This is a genomic window from Paenibacillus sp. VTT E-133280 (genome assembly GCF_002264385.1).
GTDB classification, from domain to species: domain Bacteria; phylum Bacillota; class Bacilli; order Paenibacillales; family Paenibacillaceae; genus Paenibacillus_AQ; species Paenibacillus_AQ nitricinens.
This window is the reverse complement of sequence record NZ_NFUX01000078.1, coordinates 1-17,652: the sequence shown is the minus strand read 5'-3', so window position 1 is coordinate 17,652 and position 17,652 is coordinate 1. Positions and strand designations below refer to the sequence as shown.

Below are 17,652 nucleotides of genomic sequence, written 5' to 3'. Positions count from 1 at the left end.
TTACTCATAAGGAAGTAATGTCAATGCTGGACTAGCTGAAGCTTTTATCCGAAATCTAAAGGGGGATTATGAATTGAAGTTCAGAGAAGCAACATCTAGGGATATAGACGGGATCGCTTTCGTTCACGCTTCGAGTTGGAAAACTACGTATAAAGGGCTAATATCGGACGAGTTTCTGGATAGTATTACCGTGGAAGCTAGAAAGAAGCGTTGGATTCTGAATTTTGAAAATCCCCATAAAGACGAGGTCATGTATGTAGCTGAAAATGAGGCGGGGACGATTATTGGATTTGGAAATGGAGGAGCCCGAAGAGAGGCAGATATGTATGATGCAGAGCTATACGCACTTTATTTGCTTAAGGAATACCAAGGACAAGGTCTAGGGAAGCTGCTCATAAGAAGTGTAGCACAGCATTTGATGGAAAAAAGTTATAGCTCGTTCATGACTTGGGTGCTAGTGGGCAATCCGGCGATTCATTTTTACCACAAAGTGGGTGGCGAATCTGTTGCGATGAAGGAAGTGAAAATTGGAAATGAGATGGTTGAAGAGATCATGATCGGGTGGAGAGATATTAGGGTTATAGGTAGATAAGCCAACCTAATAGGCGGGATTTTTAGCTCGGATGGAGCTTCCATTCCTCCGCATCATCTGGAATATAGGCATAGAAAGCCCGGAGCAAGGTGTAGGAGTTTGTAGATGTATTTTGTGCAACTATTCTCCCCGCGAATAACTCTCCAAAGGAAATAGCTGTATTTCATACACCTATTTTCGTGATTTATCACGTTATGGGTGAATTCTCTAGGTTTTAAGTGTATAGAATACAGCTAAAGTCACAATAAGTCCATTTGCATACGGAATAAGTGTATGAAATACAGCTATTCCACAGATAAATAATCGAAGAAGCGTTGCCTGGTTGTTTTAGTAACAGGGATCGTTCAATTGCTAGAAAATGCTGCTAGAGGACAACAGCTCAGCTAGGTCATATATCGGAACCCTCATCAAAGCGACTTTTTATTCCCCCTCAGACTCAGCCTTCTTTCGCGCCCGGAACCGTCTTACCTTCATGAGATTGCCGCAGGCCTTGTCATCGCAGTAACGCTTAGAACGGTTACGTGTATCATCGTAATACACCCAAAGGCAATCAGGATTATCGCAGATGCGGAATCGAGAGGGCTCTTTTTCAAGCAATGCCTCCGCAAAAGACGCCGCTATCTCCGCCATTACCTGCTCCCAGCCGCTATATAGTGGTAATAATGAAATCTCCGCTTGATCGTCGCTATTCCATACAATTCGTCGCGTAACAGGACCCTTGTCCATATAGACATTGAGCTGCTTCACCATTTCTCCATCCATCGATTTTCCTTGTACAATAGCCTGTACCCATCCCCATAGTAGGGAACGAAGCGCTTTGAGCTTCTTCAGTTCTATAGTATTTGGCATTTCTGTTTCTAGTAGAGTATACTTCTTCAACTGTTCTGCTAGCCACTCCGGATCTTCGAGCTTATCCAGATCCTTATTCTTATTCCCTGTTCGCCAATCCCGCCAGTAACTGTTAATGAAATCCTCCCACAACACGTTCGGTTCATCCTTTCCGCACAACCCTCGATAACATTAATTGTAACAGTTAAAAATAAGGTTAGCTAGTTACTTGAAAGGATGGTGGAATTATGCTACATTTCTTTTGTAACCACTATATTATGGTTTAAGTAGTTACATAATTCAGTTAGTATTAGGAGGTTGAACATGCAAAATAAAATCAGTGAGGTTTTGCTGCAAAATTGGGATTATTGCATGGATGTCGAGGATTGGGCCCCGCCGTTAAGTGATGCACTGGAAGGTGTGGACAGTAAACAGGCACTTTGGAAGCCAGAGGGGAATGCAATCAATTCCATCTGGGAGACGGTCAACCATCTAACATATTATAAGGTGCGTTTGCTGCGAAAGTTAAAAGGGTTACCCAAACATCCTGATGCTGAAAGCAACGATGATACCTTCACTGTAACAACAGAAGGGGAAGAAGCATGGGCGAAGGCCGTTGCAGACCTGAAGGAGGTGCACGCTTCACTTAGAGAAATCATTGAAGCGTTGGAAGAAGGCGCATATGATTGGGGTGGTTCGGGTCATGCCCCAGGGGAAGAGGTAATGAGTCTTATCCTGCATGATTCATACCACACCGGACAAATTATTATGCTTCGTAAACTGCAAGGCTCCTGGGTTTCCAACCGTAGTTTTAATTAGAACCTCTACAACAAAAATATAAGCCACACTCCTCTATACTGGTTTACCTGGTGCAGAGGTCGTGTGGCTTTTCTTTATTTTAACCTTTTGGGGTGCTTCGATATTGAGTCGGCGAGCATCCCATTATTTTTTTGAACAATCTAGAAAAGTAGTAGGGGTCCTGCATCCCGATAGCACTAGAGATTTCTTTAATATGTAGATCGGTTAATGCCAGCAGTTGACTGGCACGCTGCATTTTGAGGCGCAGATAGAATTCAATCGGGGGAACCCCGGTTTCTTGATTAAATAGATAAATTAGATGCTGCTTCGATAACCCCATATGCTTCGCTACATCCGGGAGTGAAATGGAGCTGTTGATTCGATCCGTCATGTAGCGAATGGCTTGCTCAAGATAACGTTCGTTCTTTTTATCTTGCTCAGAGTTCATGGTACTCAATCCCACATGGCTGATCAGATGGCGAATGCACTGAGACACATAAATATGATTACTCATAGCATACGGCTTATCCGATAGCAGGGCATAACATTGCTCGAAATCGTCGATCCATTGGGTATGAAGGTTCAGGGTAAAGGTTAGCGGTTCTTTATCCAAGGCATAGGTTTGAATCAACGCAGCAGCATGTGTTCCTTTTAGATGCATCCAGTAGATCGTCCAGGGGTTCTCATTTGAAGCGCCATATCGATGGGGCGTTCCGGCAGGAATGACAGCTAATTGTCTTGCTTTTAGTTGAATCAGCTTATTGTGAGGGCTCTCCATCCACCCTTCACCCTCTACGCAATACATAAGAATATGCGATTCACATCCTTGTGGACGCTCTCGATAATGAAACTTCGCTCTTGGGAAGCAGCCAATGTCACTTACATAGAAGGAATTTGTTAACGGATTCTCATGTAATTCATTCATCATGAAATCGGGCAGCACAAAAAGCTTCTGCTCATCGAAGCCATCCGGCTTTAATGAGATATCTGTCATGATAACCCTCCTTTTTAAGAACATAATTTATTTATTTAAAATAACAACCTATTCATAAGGAGAATACTATTTTTAGGATAAGAATATTGTCCATCAGTTACAGATTATCGTCAATTGTTTAAAAGCGTATTCAACGATAAATTAGAGCTATATCACGAAGGAGGAGAGAACGAAATGAGTATGAAAGAGCCTTCTAAAATCTTAACGAACAGCGTCCACATCTGGGGGGAAATGGTTGAAATTCCCACCTATGAAACAGGAGAACCCGATAAAAATCCAATGTTCCTCGAGAAGCGAGTCTATCAAGGCAGCTCGGGGCGAGTATATCCACATCCTGTGGTTGATAAAATTATGGATGAGAAAGAAATGAAATCGTATCAGATGGTCATGCTCGAAAATGAATATGTACGCATCGAGATCATGCCTGAAATTGGTGGCCGTATCTATCGTGCTCTGGACAAGACGAACAATTATGATTTTGTTTATTACAATCGCGTGATTAAACCTGCACTTGTGGGTCTGGCCGGGCCATGGATTTCGGGCGGGATTGAATTTAACTGGCCGCAGCATCATCGTCCGAACACGTTTGGCCCTGTGGAGCATGTGATGACGGAGAATGAAGATGGCAGTGCAACCGTATGGGTGAGTGAAATTGACCGGATGTATGGAACGAAGGTCACAACGGGCTTCACGCTGCATCCAGGAAAAGCCTATCTCGAAGTTACTGCACAGCTATATAACCGCACTTCGGAGCCACAAACCTTCTTATGGTGGGCAAACCCTGCGGTTGCGGTCAATGACCATACGCAATCGGTGTTTCCACCGGATGTCACAGCCGTATTCGATCATGGTAAGCGTGATGTGTCCAGATTCCCTATTGCAACAGGAACGTATTACAAGATGGACTATTCCGAAGGTGTAGATATTTCGCGCTATGCAAATATTCCGGTTCCTACGTCATACATGGCGTTCAAATCCGATTATAATTTCGTGGGCGGCTATGATCATGGGGTTGAAGCGGGTCTGCTTCACGTAGCGAATCACCATGTATCTCCGGGTAAAAAGCAGTGGACTTGGGGGAACGGCGAATTTGGTCAAGCATGGGATCGTAATTTAACCGATGAGGATGGACCCTATATTGAATTAATGACAGGGGTATTTACAGATAATCAGCCCGATTTCACTTGGCTCCAGCCGTATGAAGAGAAGTCATTTACACAATATTTCATGCCTTATAAGAACATCGGTATAGTGAAAAATGCCTCAATGGATGCAGCTGTCAATCTTGAGGTGGATGAGGCTTCCCGGACTGCAACGGTGATGGCCTACGGAACTTCGGTATTCGAAGGAGCGGTTATTGAGCTAAAAGGTCAGCATAGAACATATGTGAAGGAGACGGTTACGCTCTCTCCAGAACTGGCCTACAAATCAGTTATTACGTTAGATGATGAAGATCAACCCCATCAGTTAATCGTAACGGTATATGATGCGAATGGAAACAGCCTTATCACATATCGCCCAGCGATGCCTAGCATTGAGAAGGTCCCCGATGCAGCAAAGCCACTTCCGTTGCCGGAAGAATTAAAAAGCACAGAGCAATTGTATTTGGCTGGTGTTCACCTAGAGCAATACCGCCATGCCACGTTCGAGCCAGAGCAATACTATGAAGAAGGCTTAAAAAGAGATGCATCCGATATTCGTCTGAATGTGGCCTATGGAACGCTGCAGCTTCGTCGGGGATTGTTCAAGCAAGCGGAGAATCATTTCCGTACAGCTATTCAATCGCTGACTTGGCGGAATCCAAACCCATACGATAGTGAAGCCTATTATCAGCTAGGTGTAGCACTTCGACTGCAGGATCGCAATGAAGAAGCATTTGCTGCCTTCTATAAGGCAGTATGGTCTGCAGCATTCCAAGACAGTGGATACAATGCATTGAGTCAAATTGCTTGTGAACGTGGGGCGTATGAAGAAGCGCTGGAGCTTGCAACTAGAGCTTTGGGACGTAACACAAGAAACTATAAAGCAAGACATGTAAAAACAGCACTTTTACGCAAGCTTGGACGTTATTCTGAGGCGATTACATTCGCAGAGGAGACATTGAAACTAGATATCGCGGACTTCGGGGCAGCGTACGAGAGAGTGCTTACGCTTACATTGCTCGGGCGACAAAAAGAAGCAGCTGAGGCTCAGACGAAGCTTGCACAGTTCATGCGAGACGATGCGCATAACTATTTAAATCTGGCTTCCGATTATGCAGGCAGCGGATTGTTCGCGGAAGCTGCACAGGTGTTAGAGCAGATTTCTATGACATCGAATGAACCCATGTATCCGATGGTGCATTACACATTAGCTTATGTTTACGAGAAGTTGAGCCGTAAGGAAGAGGCGACAGCGCAGCATCAGCTTGCCCAATCCGCATCCTCGGATTATTGCTTCCCGAATAGTTTGTTTGAGCTGCAGGTATTAGAAAGTGTGATTGCATGCAGCCCACTGGATAGTAAGGCTCATTATTATCTAGGAAATTTATACTATGACAAAAAACGTGCCGATGATGCCATTACTCACTGGGAGAAATCCGTCACACTGGATGAACATTTTCCGACGGTCCATCGTAACCTTGCGCTTGCTTATTACAATAAGCGGAAGGATGCCGCGGCTTCCTTGCGATCACTTGAACAAGCCTTCCAATCCAACACGAACGATGCGAGAGTATTCTACGAGTTGGATCAACTGTATAAGAAGATGGGCGTTTCTGTTCAGGAGCGTATGGCGAGACTGGAACAGCATATGGCACTTGTGGAGAAGCGGGATGATCTATACCTAGAATATGTGACGCTACTGAATTTGCTTAGCAAGCATGAAGAAGCCTTGTCCGTTCTATTACGACGTCAATTCCATCCATGGGAAGGTGGCGAAGGGAAAGCTACGGGACAATATGTTTTGGCGCTTGTTGAACGGAGTAAGCAGGCGAATCAGGAAGGCCAATATGAAGAGGCTATCTCATTATTAACATGTGCACTTCATTATCCAGAGAATTTAGGTGAAGGTAAGCTCGATGGGGCGCAAGAGAATAATGTGTATTATGAGCTTGGTGTGGCTTATAACGGATTAGGCAAGATGCAAGAAGCTGCTCGACACTGGGCGATTGCGTCTCAAGGCTTGGAAGAACCAGCCAGCGCGATGTACTACAACGATCAGCCGCCAGAAATGATCTTCTATCAGGGCTTAGCATGGGTACAGCTGAATCATCCGAAGGAAGCGAACCGGCGTTTTAATAAGCTGATCGATTTCGCAGAAAGACATCTCTTTGATGAGGTGAAGATTGATTATTTTGCCGTATCCTTACCTGATTTCCTCGTATTCGAGGATGATCTGAATAGACGTAATCAAATACATTGCTTGTTTATGATGGGTTTAGGCTTATTAGGCTTAGGGAAAATGGCAGAAGCGAAAGAACGATTTGAGGAAGCGTTGCACTTGGAGCCGAACCATCAGGGAGCTCGTATTCACAAGGCGATGTGCTTGAAAGCGTAAAAGAAATAGAGCAGTTTCATGATGCCGGATAATAACTGGTTCGATTTGGAATTTTGTTTCAACTCTGAAAGCCCCGGGTTAATGGAGACTATCTACCAGCCTATATTCGAAAGGAGAGATTGATGATGGAACCGGGCTATAAAGATAGAAGCGTTGAAGTGGAGCATACAGAGGTGCAAAGGAAATCGGATTCCAGTGTTGTCGCATCTACCTTTATTAAATATGCAGCTTATATTATTATTTTTTTCGGAGCACTTTTCTTCTTGGTCAGATATGTATTCCCTATGTTCTAATTGGGAACACAACGAATCCTATACAAAAATCCATCCCCTGTAAGAAGCGGGATGGATTTTTGAATGTAACGAATCCTATAAATTTCTCTGGATGGAATCCGGTGATTCCGCAGAATTACGATAAAAGAACCAGCACTCATTCAGCAGCTTGATCTGACGGCGGTCTTTTTTGTAATAGGCTTTCATCAGTTGATGGCAGAGCCACTGTGGCAAGGGTATCACTCCTCTAACTGCTTACGTAAGTTAGCATATGGAGAAATGAGCCTAAAGGTGACGATTTACAGAATGCTTTCTGCTTCCTCTTCATACCACTGCTCTAATTGAGCTTGCAGCGCCCGAATCTCGGTCAGCAGGGAAATGAGCGGATAGTTCTTCTGCTCCTGAACAGAGGCAAAGGCCTGTTCCAATCTATTGATATAATCCAGGCCAGACTCCAGGGAGTAGTCCTCACGCAGCAGATCCAGGGAATCGCACTCAGCAATGGCTAAGGGCAGATCCGGTACATTATCGGCTGTCAGCTTGTCGATTTCTTTGTTTAGACGTAAATTGAGCGCACTTAGCTGGTACGCATATTCCTCGGGCATTTCCACGAATTGCAATTGTTGATGTTGTTGCAAAATTACATACCGCATTTTCGGCATTGGTCATTCTCCCTCCGTACTTGTCTTCCTTCTTGACAGTTTAGCCTATGCACAAGTTACAATTCAAGTAGAGATCTTAATTCCCGTGGAAAGGACTTGTGATAGAACGCTATGGAAACGATGAGCAACGAAGAGCTGCAGCTGTGGATTGAGCAGGTATCACGGGACAGCTTTGGCGTACCCTTTAGGCACAAGGCAAGCTTTAACAGCCGATTATCTTCAACAGGTGGTCGATATTTTACCAAGAGCCATAATATAGAGATTAATCCCCATCAGCTTGCTATGTTCGGTAGAGAAGAGACGGAGAAAATTATAAAACACGAGCTTTGCCATTATCATCTGCATTTGGCGAAGCGAGGGTATATGCATCGTGACACGGATTTCAAAAGACTGCTGGCACAAGTCGGCGGGAGTCGCTATTGTCAGACATTGCCGGGTGCCAAAGCACGGAAGTCACTGCCTTATCGGTACAAGCTGATCTGTACAGCGTGTGCCATGGAGTATCCGCGTAAGCGAAAAGTAGACCCAAAGCGCTACCGATGCGGCAAATGTTCGGGTAAGCTGAAGCTGCTGGCACTGGAAGTCCAGTAAGCAGGCAAGGGTGTTATTTTATAACCAAACCCATCAATCCTACAAAGGAAACAGCTTGCTGAGGTGAAATGATGCATCCCTCTAAATCTTGTATATCCACGATCAAGCCACTGAACTCGCAGTCACTAAGATCGATCCCGTTAAGCTTTGATCCTGACATTGTGGCTTGATCAATATTACATTCGCTGAAGCTGACCTTCTGAAAATTCGATTGGTAGTAATCCGAGCTCATCAATGAACTATTCTCAAAAGTAACCTGCTTCAGATTCGCCAATCGAAAGGTCGCGAAATCCCCGATACAATCTACCACGCGAACATTCTGGAATCTGCCTCTTGTAAAGTCCGTACCGATGAGCTTACAGTTTCTAAACTCGGTTCGATGAATAATCGCATTCGTAAAATCCACATTGGATAGATCGCATCGCTCAAAAATCACATCCATCAGCTCAATCCCCGTTAAGGACGACTCGATAATCGTTACATTTTTAAAAATCACTTGATCAAAGCTGACCTTATTAGCCTCTTGATTATCAATAACAGTATCGCTTATGCTGCAACGACTGAATTCATCTTTAGTTTGTAGTGAGTATATTTGCTCAGGGAGTAGAGCTTCTGGATCGGTTATTTTAGGTGAATCCATTTTGAATTTCATATGTACCTCCATTTGATGAATGCTTTCTTCTAATTAAATTAACTATCATAGGGTTTAGCAGATTTGTCAATTTTCATATGCGCTAAGGTCTTGCGGTAGATACGTACAAATACACCTTTTTCTGGATAAAATCGCACATCGTTTTGTAAGCGTTGTCAAACTAAGATGGAAGGGAAGTCCATATTAGGAAGAGGGGGCACATTTATGAAACGATTCAGGTCCGCGATGGCGGGTCTGCTCGCGATGCTGCTGATTTTCTCAAGCTTGCCTGTGAGGGGAATCGGTAGCGGTTCCGTAGGAGCAGAAGGGGCCAACGGAACAGGCGCAGGGCTAATTCCATCAGGGACAGTACTCATCAAGAATAAGTGGAAAAATAATTTCTTATATGAAACGTCTGACGGTATTGTGCGTTATGGCATGACCAATCCAGCGGACACATCATCGCATTGGACAGTGGAGACGGTGAATGGTCTGTCACGCATTAAGAATGTGAAGACCGGTCACTACATTACACTGGCTGGTAATAACGGCAAAGAGGATACGCTTAAGGCGGCAGATCTCCAAGGAGCGGGAAGTGTTAAGGATGAGTGGTTGATCGATACTTCCAATAGAAACGGATACATGATCATCCGAAGCGCGAGCGTGCCTGAGAGTAAGCTGGTGATCCACGAGGAGAATCAGCTTGGTTATGCGCAAGTAAGCTCGGATATCAATATTACGTTTGAGAGTCCACAGTGGGCTTTTATCGACCCTAATGCAGGAACAGTGCCTGTACGGTTGGAAAGCCGGATGCGTCCCGGTCAGGTGATGTATGAGGAAAAAGGAAATGTACTTTACGGCAAACAGCCTTTAAAGAATGAGGCAGCCCAGTGGTTTCTTGAGCCGGGAACGGACGATGGAACACTGATGATTCGAAACCGTGAGACGGGCCATTATATTAAGCAAAATGAAGTGACTTGGGCAGGTGTTTTTTCGCAAGAAATCGATGCGGAGAACGTAAAGCTAAGTGAATGGGTGAAAGAAGATGCACCAGGCGCGGATGGAGCGGGTTTCATTACCTTAAGTAATAAAGGATTAACCGACGGAGCTACACCTTTATGGCTGAATCCTCAGTTTGATGAAGACAATAACGTGCGCTCTAACAGTTGGCCGGGTGAAGCAACCAGTCATAATGCTCAGTGGAAAATCGTACCTATTTCCGAGTTGCAGCCTATACGCTTGGCCACTTATACAGATGCACAAGTAGCTACAGATTTCTTGTATGAATCCGCAAATGGCGCGCTTAAGCACGGATTAATTGCTCCAGATCCTGCTGATTCATCCGATTATCTATGGTATATAGAGGATTATGACGGCAATAAACGTATCCGTAATGCAGCTACTAATCATTATCTTTCATATAGTGATGGCACAGCCAAGGCTGAGCAGATCAGTGGAAGCCAACCATCGGATCAATGGAATTTTAAAGATTCTGATGATTATGATGATTATCTGACACTAGAAAATGTAGAGAGCAAAGGCATCTATCTATCTACCTTGGGTGGAGACAGTGCTGGAGCAATCGGGGATGCGTCTTCATTGAGCGCCCAGTGGCAGCTTCTAGACCCTAATACACCAACGGATGGCACCATTCCATATTATCGTATTCAGAATGGCTGGAAGTCTTTTTATTGGTATGAGTCTGCTGACGGCCTCTTGAAATATGGAAATATACAGAAGGATGGCTCAGATCAATGGTTGATTGAGAAATATAATGGCCGTAAGTTATTCAAGAACAAGAAAACAGGCCACTACATTAACACGATGAATATGCCAGATGGCCATATCCAGGTCACTGAGCTTCCAGACAGGAATAATGTGGAACGAGAATATATCTGGACAGGCAAAAATATTGGCGACAACACATACGTAATCAGCAGTGTTCTCGACAAGGAACCTAATAAATTCCCTGAAAAGTTTATCTCACTCCAGAATCTTACGAAATACGCTGAGTATGGTGTGATCAATCCAGGCTGGGGCAGCCCACAATGGAGATTTGTTACGGTCACCGAGAAAAAGCAGGACTTGTTCCGCTTTAAGCTAGACGTTGAGAATGGAGAAGATCAATATCTTAAGGATGGTCCTTTACTGACTTCCCCAGCTTTACTACAGGAATTGCAAGAATCTAAGACGGTTACTGAAGCTGTTTATGATTCACAGGGCGCTGAAGTAGTGGTGCCGCAGGATAAGCCGGAATCTACAACCTCTGACACCAATCTTGCCCCGCTAGCTGCTGCCAACGAGGATGTGACTGTAGGCCAGGCTACTTATGGTCCACTTGATTTGAACGACGATTCTTTTGTCTGGCAGCTGCAAGAAATAGCTGGCAGCAATGGATCTGTGAAGATTAAAAATAAAGCTACAGGACGTTATCTCTCCCTGGAGCATATAGGTGGGGCTGTAGATGAAATTGAGCCTAACGTAAGCGTTCAGACATTACAAACTGTATACGATGTATGGGCCAGCATTAAGTGGAAGGTGGATACGCAGGCATCCGGTGTGACTACCATTATGAGCTCGTGGGCGGGTCATTATATCTACGGTGCTCCGGATGACAATGGCAATCCTATTCTACGAATCAGTAAAGCAGCAGATGCAGTGGATCGGAAAAGTGCACACTTTACCGCTGAAGCCGTTGAAGCGATTGCGCCACCGCTCCCTGCTTACCCTGTAAGATTTAAGAATGCAAGCAGTGGGGAGTATTTATACGAGAATGAGCACGGCGTTGTTCTGTACGGACAGCCGTCAGCAGACAATGGATTCTCACATTGGAATATATCTTTGGAGGATGGTAAGCAGACGATTATCAATCGAGCAACAGGACATTATTTAACATTGAATGGAGATTATTCATACTTGGAGAGCAGTATCGCGGAACCGGCTATAGACGGAGCATCTGCTTGGGAAGTAAGCTTGGCTTCCGATTATACGCACTACACTATTCGTAGTCTCTATGGAGAATACGACGATGAATTAATAAACATTGCGAATAAGACGGGATATGCAGAACGTGCGCTCCTACTAGAGAGTGACGGCTTAGCGCAATGGACACTTGAAGCGGCTCAGCAGGAGTTTACTACTCCGTCTGGAGAACTGCGCAATAACGATACAACAACTCCAGTTCAGAATGATACCAACATGATAACGATCGTGCCAAAAGGGCTGACTGGCAAAGTATTGGCTGAACAAGAAGGGGCACTCGTATATGCAGAAGCCTCCAACACGGCGGCTCACTCCCAATGGATCGTCCAAGATGTAAATGGACGTAAACGCATAATGAATGTTCAGACCAAACAATATCTTTCTTTAAATGAAGCAGACCAAGCCGTCTTGTTAGCTTCTGGGGAAACGGAACGTTCCCAGTGGACCCTGGAAGAGAAGTTAGGCTACAATCTCCTGAGAAGTGCGGATAAAACGGGCTTCCTTACTCATGACGCATCGGCTGTTCAACTGGGTTCTGCTGTGGGTACTGACAGCGTTCTTTGGAGCTTCTTGCCTATCCCTACAGATGCAATTTATGCAGGAGGAGAAGCATTCCAAGGCGATCATGTTATACGGTTTGCAGTCAATGCTCAGCAGGCTGGACAATATGATGCCGTTGTTCGTTACAAGAATAATTCCAGTAATGTAACGGATCTGCTGCTTGAGGTGAACGGCCTGAAGGAAGCGGCTAAAGTGAATGTGGTCAATACTTCCTCTTGGAAGACTGAACAGGTGAAGCTGAAGCTGCGTGCAGGAATCAACACCGTTTCTCTAAGCAACGACAATATCGATTGGAATAAAGTAAACATTGATAGCCTGACAGTAAAAAATAGCGTGAACAAAGTTTACCGCGGGGCAACAGTTCCTTATATTAGCTATGAAGCTGAGGATGCAGTGACTAACGGAACACTAATCGGTCCTTCGCGGAAATATCGCACGATGGCTTCTGAGGCTTCTGGACGACAAGCCGTCGCCTTGAAGAATACTGGGGACTATATAGAGTTCAAGCTTGCAGAAGCAGCAAATTCTATTGTTCTTCGCTATTCCATTCCGGATAGTCCGGATGGTGCTGGTGCTGAAGAAACGTTGACCCTATTTGTAGATGGAGTTAAGAAACAGCTGAATCTAACTTCTAAATACGCTTGGGAATATGGCAGCTACCCATGGTCAAATGATCCACGCCAAGGTAGTGGACATCGCTTCTTTGACGAAATCCATGCTCTGATTGGCGATGCTCCTGCTGGAGCGACTATTCGTTTAGAAAAGGGAACAGGAGACCATGCAGCTTCTTATGTCATCGATCTGGTGGATATGGAGCAGGTAGCTCCTGAGTTAACTCGTCCTGACGGCTTTATTTCGGTAACGGATTTTGGAGCGGTTGCGAATGATGAGGGTGATGATACCGCAGCCTTCAAGGCAGCCCTTGCCGAAGCGAAGGCGACAGGAAAAGGGGTGTGGTTCCCAGCGGGTACCTTTAATGTCGGAGCGGGTCTGCTCGATCTTCATATGGCTGAAATCCGTGGAGCTGGCATGTGGTATACCGTGCTGAATGGAGCCAAATTCTACGGTCACGGCGGCAAGATTGGCGTATACGATCTACTGATTGAAGGCGGCATTAATGTACGGGATGATGAGGCGTTCACGAACGCTTTCCATGGTGCTTTTGGTCAAGGCTCGGTCATTCAGAATGTATGGATTGAACATACCAAAGCAGGCTTGTGGTTAACGCAACCAATTGGTGAGAAGGCTCGCACAAATGGTCTGTACATGGCAGGTCTTCGAATCCGTAACCTTATGGCAGATGGAATTAACTTTGCCGTGGGCACGGGCAACAGCATGATGGAACAAAGTGACATCCGTTATCCAGGGGATGATGGTATTGCGATGTGGTCGTTCACAGATGCCAAACTGAATGATGTGAATGGTACGGAACGTACACTGAGTTATAACAATACGGCACGCTTTAATAACGTCTCATTACCGTGGTTGGCCGATAACATTGTGGTCTTCGGTGGTAAAGATAACAGAATTCAAGATAACGTGGTAAAAGACACTGTGACTAACGGAGCCGGGATCGCTGTATCTACCCGTTTCTCCGCAGAGCCGTTCCAAGGAACGACTATCGTTGAGCGGAATACATTGCTTCGCACAGGTAGTTATGATTCCGGTTATGGGGTGAATCTCGGTGCGTTATGGCTGTACGCTGGTGAGAGTGATCTGAAAGGAAAAGTGTTCATCCGTAACAATACGGCGCTCGACAGCACCTATTCTGGCCTGATTGCCCACGGTAATCTTGAGGGAGAAGCACTCACGACGATTGATGGAGTTGTGCTGACGAATAATGTCTTAGACGGGGCAGGCACAAGTGGTATAGAAGTTACGAAAAATCTGAAAGGTAACCTGCTCGTCGACAACTTGATTATTCGTGGCGAACGGATGAATCTCCTGACTAATGCATCTCCTGAATTAAGCATTATAGAACAAAACCAAGGAATAGCCACAGCTGTTAAACCTTTCTCCATCAAGCTAGCAGATGGACAGAGCGGACCTGTAGTATTAGAGCAGGGTAAGTCTGCTACCCTTCAGGTACTGGACAAAGAAGGAACGGATATTACTACACAAGCTACCTTTAAGATTATGAACAGTGATATTGCTACATTTACAAACGGCAGTCTTAGTGGAACTAAAGTGGGAAGTACAGATTTCACGGTAACTTTTGGCAACGAGATGAGAATGTATACACTTGAGGTGGTAGGACCAAATGGTGGAACAGATCCGGTGGAACCAACAAGTACTCCTAGTCCTACAGACTCTACGGGGTCAGTAAATCCTGTTGCACCTGTTGCTACTCCAACGCCTATACCAGCTGCTAATTATGATGTGCAGCTAAAAGCTAAGGCGACTGCTGGGCAGACGGTTATCGAGATTTCAGCTAACGGCGACGGTATAGCCCGCTTTAGTGCAGAAGCTTTACGCAATGCGGCAGCACTCAGCCCGAATGCGGTGCTTGTCATTGGAAGTGGCGATATGAGCTATCGCTTCCCATTGGGACTTGTAGAGAGTGTACTGAAAGCTGCACAGATGCCAGCGGGCACACTGGAGTTCCAACTAAGTCCGCTAAGTGGAAAAGGACTGGAACAACTGCTTGCCAAGGCTAAGCAACAAGGCTTTATGGTGCAAGGAACTCCGGCAAGTGTCACCTTAAAGGTCACAGATGGTAAAACCATTGTACTTGCAAATGGGTTCGGTACCACATATGTGGTACGCACATTTATCATTAAGGAGTCCATAGACGCTAAGAATGGAGTAGTCCTTATTTACGATGAACTGACGGGTTCCTTCCGTTATGTACCTGCATTGTTCGAGCTCGTAGGTGGGATGACCAAGGTTACTGTTAAGAGCAGTAGTGCGAGTGGTATATTCGTCGCTGCGCTGCACCCTGTGACCTTTGGAGATCTTTCTTCACACTGGGCGAAGAATGAGATCGAGATGCTTGCCAGTCGATTGATCTTGACCGGACAATCCACAGATATGTTTGCACCTCAGAAATCTGTCAGTCGTGCCGAGTTCGCAGCCATGCTGATTCGTTCACTAGGGCTAGTCGCTGCGAACACAACGAAGACTTTCAGCGATGTGTCCGATTTATCATGGTATGCAGCAGATGCCAGAGGCGCTGCAGCCTTAGGACTGGTTCAAGGCTATGAGGATGGAACCTTCCGTCCGAATGCTCCTATTACACGGGAGCAAATGGCTGTTATGGCAGCTAGAGCACTGAAGCTGTTGAACCTTGGAGGTGAAGAATCTGGAGCAAATGCGGCTACAAATGTTTTCACAGATGCTTCATCGATTTCTTCTTGGGCTAAAGAGGCGGTGGATGTCTTAACCGCAAAAGGAATCATGAAAGGCCAATCCGCAGACAGCTTTGCACCTGACAGTGATACTAGCCGTGCAGAGGCCGCTGTGATCTTAGCGAGATTACTTAAAACTGCTGGATTATTAAATTAGTTTTCGTTATAAAAGCTACAATATTCTACTAAAAGAGCAGCGATTCTCGAGTAATTGGAGGATCGCTGCTCTACGTTTTTTTGGACAAACATATTTGGTGATTTTCAATGCCAATCGCGACTAGAGGGTCCGTAAGTATACCAAATATTCGATTATGCTGCTTATAAGGTCAACTGGGTCCGATAGCGACCTCATATACGATGTAGTTTTACTTCAGCTTTCCCATCGATAGATTAACTCTGTAATTTCCGAACTTCAGCAACTCGTCGAGAAAGAGATTCAAATCCTCTTGGCTTCCAGTACGGACACGTATCCAATAGCAGCCTTCTCCACTGACCCGATGCATTTCTTTTACACTGGCATGTTGTTGTGCGAATGTCTGAAAGGCTGGATGGACCATATTTGAATTCAAAAAAACAGTAATAAAGGCATGGATCGCTTCCCCAACCTTATCTGGATTCCAGCGGACGGTGTAGCCTTCAATCACTCCAGTATCCTGCATTTTGCGAATACGCGCGCCGACGGCTTGGCCAGTCATATGTACTAGCTGCCCAATGTCTCTGTGACTGATCGTGGAATCTTCAATTAGAAGCTGCAGGATGCGAAAATCCACATCATCTATAGAATAAGAACTCCTCATTATCAAAAATCCTTTCTGCGTGAAAGTAGAACAGGCCAATCTCTTTTCAATCTCAATGTATTCTAATTCAAGGTCCAACTATAATTAATTGTAGCAGAAGATATCTGAAAGAAAGAAGGGCTTATGATGAAAATACAGCATATTCGCAACGCAACTTTATGGCTGGAGTATGGGGGGAAGTACATTTTTGATTGATCCTATGCTGAGTAAGGAGGGTGTTAATCCTCCCATTTTTAATACGGAAAATGATCGTCGCAATCCACTCGTTCCTTTGCCGGGAGCAGTAGAACAATGGTTGAGTCCTAATGCAATTCTTGTCACGCATCTTCATCCAGATCATTGGGATGCCGCTGCCATTTCTTTGTTGTCGCATGATCTGCCACTATTATGTCAGGAAGGAGATGGGGATAAATTATCGAAGCAGGGGTTTGAGCATACTACGGAAATTAGCGATTCTCTGACATTCAATGGAATAACTATAACACGTACTGATGGACGGCATGGCACTGGAGTGACTGGTAAACTTATGGGTAAGGTATCCGGGTTTGTGTTTCAGGTCGAAGGCGAACCTGTTCTATATGTGGCAGGTGATACGATTTGGTGTGATAAGGTAAAGATAGCATTGGATGCTTTTAATCCTGAGGTGACAATTGTTAATGCTGGTGGCGCACAGTTTTTAAGCGGATGCCATATTACAATGAATGAGCAGGATGTCGTAGACTTATGTGAATATGCTCCTTCTACTAAAGTGTTTGCAATACACATGAACGCCATCAATCATTGCCTTGTTACCCGGGATAAGCTAAAAGCTCACTTGGAGAAGGAGGAACTACAGGATCGAGTACAGCTTCCGGAAGATGGAGAATGGTGTTACGTATAAACAAAGGGGGAGTAATCCCCTCTTAAATCTACCTACAGGCAGAAATAATGTATGAATTTGAAAACGATCACAAAAATTATTTTACTTGCTTGACTAGACCTTGAAATCATGATAAATTAATTCATGTTCACTTCTAATTTACTTCTAATGTTCCCTGATAGCTCAGTTGGTAGAGCACTC

The 17,652-nt window shown here is 44.9% G+C and carries 13 protein-coding genes; 7 read left to right on the top strand and 6 right to left on the bottom strand.

Annotated elements, in window-relative coordinates:
- Positions 1–73 precede the first annotated feature (73 nt).
- Positions 74–592 (top strand): GNAT family N-acetyltransferase, encoded by a 519-nt coding sequence (locus CA600_RS25875; RefSeq protein ID WP_094874041.1) that lies wholly within the window; start codon positions 74–76, stop codon positions 590–592.
- Between the two features lie 420 nt (positions 593–1,012).
- Here CA600_RS25875 and CA600_RS25870 read toward each other — a convergent pair whose 3' ends face one another.
- A complete protein-coding gene (locus CA600_RS25870) occupies positions 1,013–1,576 on the bottom strand; it encodes a CGNR zinc finger domain-containing protein (protein ID WP_094874040.1) in 564 nt (187 codons plus the stop codon).
- Positions 1,577–1,744: 168 nt separating this feature from the next.
- Here CA600_RS25870 and CA600_RS25865 point away from each other — a divergent pair, with 168 nt between their 5' ends.
- Positions 1,745–2,239 (top strand): DinB family protein, encoded by a 495-nt coding sequence (locus tag CA600_RS25865; RefSeq protein ID WP_179281735.1) that lies wholly within the window; start codon positions 1,745–1,747, stop codon positions 2,237–2,239.
- A 79-nt stretch (positions 2,240–2,318) separates the two neighbouring features.
- Here CA600_RS25865 and CA600_RS25860 read toward each other — a convergent pair whose 3' ends face one another.
- Entirely contained in the window at positions 2,319–3,212 is an 894-nt protein-coding gene (locus CA600_RS25860; protein ID WP_094874038.1) for an AraC family transcriptional regulator, read from the bottom strand.
- A gap of 174 nt (positions 3,213–3,386) precedes the next feature.
- Here CA600_RS25860 and CA600_RS25855 point away from each other — a divergent pair, with 174 nt between their 5' ends.
- Positions 3,387–6,749 carry a DUF5107 domain-containing protein gene (locus CA600_RS25855; protein WP_094874037.1) on the top strand — a complete coding sequence of 1,121 codons (3,363 nt, stop codon included), beginning with the start codon at positions 3,387–3,389 and terminating at the stop codon, positions 6,747–6,749.
- A gap of 122 nt (positions 6,750–6,871) precedes the next feature.
- Positions 6,872–7,042, top strand: coding sequence for a hypothetical protein (locus tag CA600_RS31375; protein ID WP_156113060.1), 171 nt, complete (start codon positions 6,872–6,874; stop codon positions 7,040–7,042).
- Between the two features lie 75 nt (positions 7,043–7,117).
- On the opposite strand, the gene cmpA is transcribed toward CA600_RS31375, so the two are convergent.
- Together cmpA and CA600_RS25845 are read right to left on the bottom strand one after the other, a co-directional pair.
- A complete protein-coding gene (cmpA, locus tag CA600_RS25850; protein ID WP_094874036.1) occupies positions 7,118–7,255 on the bottom strand; it encodes a cortex morphogenetic protein CmpA in 138 nt (45 codons plus the stop codon).
- Positions 7,256–7,320: 65 nt separating this feature from the next.
- Entirely contained in the window at positions 7,321–7,683 is a 363-nt protein-coding gene (locus CA600_RS25845; protein ID WP_094874035.1) for a hydrolase/acyltransferase, read from the bottom strand.
- 120 nt (positions 7,684–7,803) lie between these two features.
- Here CA600_RS25845 and CA600_RS25840 point away from each other — a divergent pair, with 120 nt between their 5' ends.
- Positions 7,804–8,274, top strand: a complete 471-nt coding sequence (locus CA600_RS25840) for a SprT family protein (RefSeq protein ID WP_081382729.1) — start codon at positions 7,804–7,806, stop codon at positions 8,272–8,274.
- Positions 8,275–8,287: 13 nt separating this feature from the next.
- Here the strand turns inward: CA600_RS25840 and CA600_RS25835 are convergent, their stop codons facing one another.
- Entirely contained in the window at positions 8,288–8,926 is a 639-nt protein-coding gene (locus CA600_RS25835; RefSeq protein ID WP_094874034.1) for a pentapeptide repeat-containing protein, read from the bottom strand.
- 204 nt (positions 8,927–9,130) lie between these two features.
- Between CA600_RS25835 and CA600_RS25830 the strand changes: the two genes are divergently transcribed.
- Complete coding sequence (locus tag CA600_RS25830; RefSeq protein WP_179281734.1) at positions 9,131–15,952, top strand: S-layer homology domain-containing protein; 6,822 nt, start codon at positions 9,131–9,133, stop codon at positions 15,950–15,952.
- A gap of 208 nt (positions 15,953–16,160) precedes the next feature.
- Here the strand turns inward: CA600_RS25830 and CA600_RS25825 are convergent, their stop codons facing one another.
- Complete coding sequence (locus CA600_RS25825; protein ID WP_094874032.1) at positions 16,161–16,592, bottom strand: Lrp/AsnC family transcriptional regulator; 432 nt, start codon at positions 16,590–16,592, stop codon at positions 16,161–16,163.
- Positions 16,593–16,779: 187 nt separating this feature from the next.
- Here CA600_RS25825 and CA600_RS25820 point away from each other — a divergent pair, with 187 nt between their 5' ends.
- Complete coding sequence (locus tag CA600_RS25820) at positions 16,780–17,472, top strand: MBL fold metallo-hydrolase (RefSeq protein WP_256990015.1); 693 nt, start codon at positions 16,780–16,782, stop codon at positions 17,470–17,472.
- Positions 17,473–17,652 lie beyond the last annotated feature (180 nt).

What these genes read in the sequence shown, in the direction of transcription:
- CA600_RS25865 (WP_179281735.1), top strand. Translation starts at nt 1,745, where the DNA reads ATGCAAAATAAAATCAGTGAGGTTTTGCTGCAAAATTGGGATTATTGC.
- CA600_RS25860 (WP_094874038.1), bottom strand. Translation starts at nt 3,212, where the DNA reads ATGACAGATATCTCATTAAAGCCGGATGGCTTCGATGAGCAGAAGCTT.
- CA600_RS25855 (WP_094874037.1), top strand. Translation starts at nt 3,387, where the DNA reads ATGAGTATGAAAGAGCCTTCTAAAATCTTAACGAACAGCGTCCACATC.
- CA600_RS31375 (WP_156113060.1), top strand. Translation starts at nt 6,872, where the DNA reads ATGATGGAACCGGGCTATAAAGATAGAAGCGTTGAAGTGGAGCATACA.
- CA600_RS25845 (WP_094874035.1), bottom strand. Translation starts at nt 7,683, where the DNA reads ATGCCGAAAATGCGGTATGTAATTTTGCAACAACATCAACAATTGCAA.
- CA600_RS25840 (WP_081382729.1), top strand. Translation starts at nt 7,804, where the DNA reads ATGAGCAACGAAGAGCTGCAGCTGTGGATTGAGCAGGTATCACGGGAC.
- CA600_RS25835 (WP_094874034.1), bottom strand. Translation starts at nt 8,926, where the DNA reads ATGAAATTCAAAATGGATTCACCTAAAATAACCGATCCAGAAGCTCTA.
- CA600_RS25830 (WP_179281734.1), top strand. Translation starts at nt 9,131, where the DNA reads ATGAAACGATTCAGGTCCGCGATGGCGGGTCTGCTCGCGATGCTGCTG.
- CA600_RS25825 (WP_094874032.1), bottom strand. Translation starts at nt 16,592, where the DNA reads ATGAGGAGTTCTTATTCTATAGATGATGTGGATTTTCGCATCCTGCAG.